This window comes from uncultured Ruminococcus sp. (genome assembly GCF_946415235.1).
GTDB lineage: Bacteria > Bacillota > Clostridia > Oscillospirales > Ruminococcaceae > Ruminococcus.
This window is the reverse complement of the sequence record NZ_CAMKRR010000171.1, coordinates 1-2914: the sequence shown is the minus strand read 5'-3', so window position 1 is coordinate 2914 and position 2914 is coordinate 1. Positions and strand designations below refer to the sequence as shown.

Sequence of the window (2914 nt, the reverse complement as noted above, 5' to 3'; positions counted from 1 at the left end):
GGCTCTGCGAAAAAATTTCTGTAAATTCAAAAACTGTGATAAAAACGTTATTATCTGAGCGACTTTATTCAGCCGCTCAGATTTTTTTACAGTATACAATGGATACTGTAATTTGTCAAGGTTCTTTGGATATCAGCCTGCTGGAATGGAGCGCAGCGGAATGGAATCAGGCTGATATCCGGCGCCTCAGCCGATCCTGTCGGGATACATGATCTCCAGTTCGCCCAGGACTTTGCCCCAGTTTCGCAGCGGCATAGTCCATTTCTTAGCTATCTCATGCGTTGCAAGATACAGAGCCTTCAGGAGCGCTGTATCGCTCGGAAATACACTCCTCTGCTTGTTCAGACGGCGATAGCCGCTGTTAAGGCTCTCTATAGCGTTGGTGGTATAAATGACCTTTCTTACATCGGAAGAGAACTTAAAAATCGGCGATATTACATCCCAGTTCTTGTACCAGCTCTTCATAGCGTTGGGATAGTCATCCTCCCATTTTTCAGTAACACGGTCGAGGGCTTCAAAAGCAGCGTCCTCGGAAGGTGCATGATATATCGTTTTAAGGTCGTTTGCGAATTCCTTCTTGTTCTTCTCTCCGACGTATTTCAGTGTATTCCTTACCTGATGAACGATGCATCGCTGAAGCTCAGTTTGCGGAAAAGCTGCTGATACGGCTCCCTTCATACCTGTGAGACCGTCTGCGCAGATGACAAGAATATCTTTGACTCCGCGATTTTTCAGCTCGTTCAGGACGCCAAGCCAGTATTTGGCGCTCTCGTTTTCACCGATATGTATTGAAAGTACTTCCTTGTGGCCTGTCATGCTGACAGCCAGGATCACATACGCGGCAAGCTTCCTGATTTGTCCGTTATCGCGTACTGAGAAGTGTACTGCATCGATGAATACTATCGGATATACTTCATCAAGCGGCCTCTTCTGCCAGTCCTCTATCTGTGGAAGAAGGCGGTCTGTGATATCTGATACCATACCGTCGCTGACTTCAAAGCCGTAAATATCTTCGATAGTTTCGCTTATTTGGCGTGTGGTCATGCCTTTAGCATACAGAGCTATTATCTTCTGCTCAATGCCTGAGATATCCTTCTGACGCTTCTTTACAACCTTGGGCTCAAAACTGCCATTACGATCCTGCGGTACTTCTATTTCAGTTTCTCCGAAGTTTCCGCGAATCTTCTTGGTTTTCTTACCATTACGAGAGTCGGGATTGTCGGAACGCTCATATTCCTGATATCCAAGATGCTCATTCATTTCGGACTCAAGCATTTCTTGGATCGTGCCGCCGAGAAGGTCTTTTAGGGCATCCTCAATATCCTTAGCCGACTTGATGTCGTATTCCTCAAGCAGCATTCCTATGATGTTCTTCTTTCCCTCACTCATCGGTTCTCTTTTTCTTCTTGCCATAAAAAATCAGCCTCCTGTGATATTAATTCTATTTTATCACAGTTAGCTGATTTTTTACAGACTTTTTTTCAGAGGCTCAGTTTATAGTTCTTATACATATTATAAAGGCAAAGGGTTTGGGAATCTCCCAGAAAGGCAAGCTGCAAGTGTTTCGATTTTTCAAAAAAATCGAAAGTGTACGTACACTTGATATGCTTGCTCCCCTCTGAAAAAGCAACTACAGCTTTTGAAGAAAATGCCGAAGTGTACTGACACTGGCGATGCTTGCTATTCTCCCAAGCACTCTAAATGAGCCGAAAACTTTTTCAGTTTTTCTCTGTATCGCATGAGAAGCTTTCATTGAAAATCATCATATTCCTAACTCCGTTGGAAATGAAAAATGTATTCTGTTAGCACTTTCGTAGTAATCTTTTTTTGAAATAAAAAGCTCTCTCAACTCAGCATTTGAAATGGATTTCAAAATCGGTGTATTTGATATATTCGATGTCTAATCGCTTGTATTCCGAAACTTCAAAAATAAATCTGATACAGCGTCGGTGTATTCCAATGTATTCAGTAGGCATTCAAAAACGGCTTAACATCGTATGTGAATACAGCGAATACACCAAATACATCATTTTTCAAGTTCAGATGAAAAATACTTTTTTCAAAGAGAGCGTTTTCATAAAATCGAGATCATATACCGTGTACCAGACGTATCAAATGTAACAGCTCATAAATGTGGTACATCTGGTACGTGATACGTCGCTGTTATTCTTAAGAGCTTGAAAAACTAAAATGAATTTCAAAAACGGTGTGTATGCTGCACATGGTGTGTAATCTCCTATATATCGCGGAGCTTTTTACACGGCGGGTGTTCCTTTGCTGTGCAGTGCTGTGTATAGGTGTGTAAAACAACCAACGCAGAATCGGCAAATACACACCTTACACAGCAAACACAGCATTTTTCAATTCATCTGAGATTTTTTCTGTAGAGCAAATCAATAGAAATTATATTTTCTCAGTGCTGCTCCTATAATTAAAATGAGCATTTCTTTCTTCATAAACTCTGTCCACTTTTAAGAAGTCTTGTAGCAATTATCACTGTGAATTTTTCTTTTTCCTCTGCAACTTTTTTCATTCATTGATCTATGGGCGCACTTATATACCTTTTTTTATGGTATGTGTGCTCTGCGAAGCTCATAATGGAAACTGTGCATTGAACGAGTTGCAGAGCAATGCCTTTTATCGGCGTACGCTTTAAACTTAAAAGGTTTGTATAGATATTGTTTTTACATCAATATTTAGCTATTATTTCAGTTTGAAAGCTAAACAGACTGTTTTTATTGCCCCAAAAAAGATTTGTCAATAGTACCATTTTGACAACACCTCAATTCGCATTTAATTGTTTCTACTACAAAAATAATTTCCTTGTCAAGAAGCTAACAGTTTGCATATTGATGACGGGATACTTTCTTATGCAAATATTTCCTTCAGCAAAAATAAGCTCGGGTTATTTGTT

Annotated in this window: 2 protein-coding genes; one reads left to right on the top strand and one right to left on the bottom strand. The window is 40.2% G+C overall.

The window, feature by feature from the left end; genetic code table 11:
- On the top strand, positions 1 to 212 hold a 212-nt coding region (locus Q0R37_RS15530), incomplete at its 5' end, for a hypothetical protein (RefSeq protein WP_294755526.1).
- Here Q0R37_RS15530 and Q0R37_RS15525 read toward each other — a convergent pair.
- Positions 187 to 1413 (bottom strand): IS256 family transposase, encoded by a 1227-nt coding sequence (locus Q0R37_RS15525; RefSeq protein ID WP_294755524.1) that lies wholly within the window; start codon positions 1411 to 1413, stop codon positions 187 to 189. The two genes, Q0R37_RS15530 and Q0R37_RS15525, sit on opposite strands and share 26 nt — an antisense overlap.
- Between the last annotated feature and the right edge of the window lie 1501 nt (positions 1414 to 2914).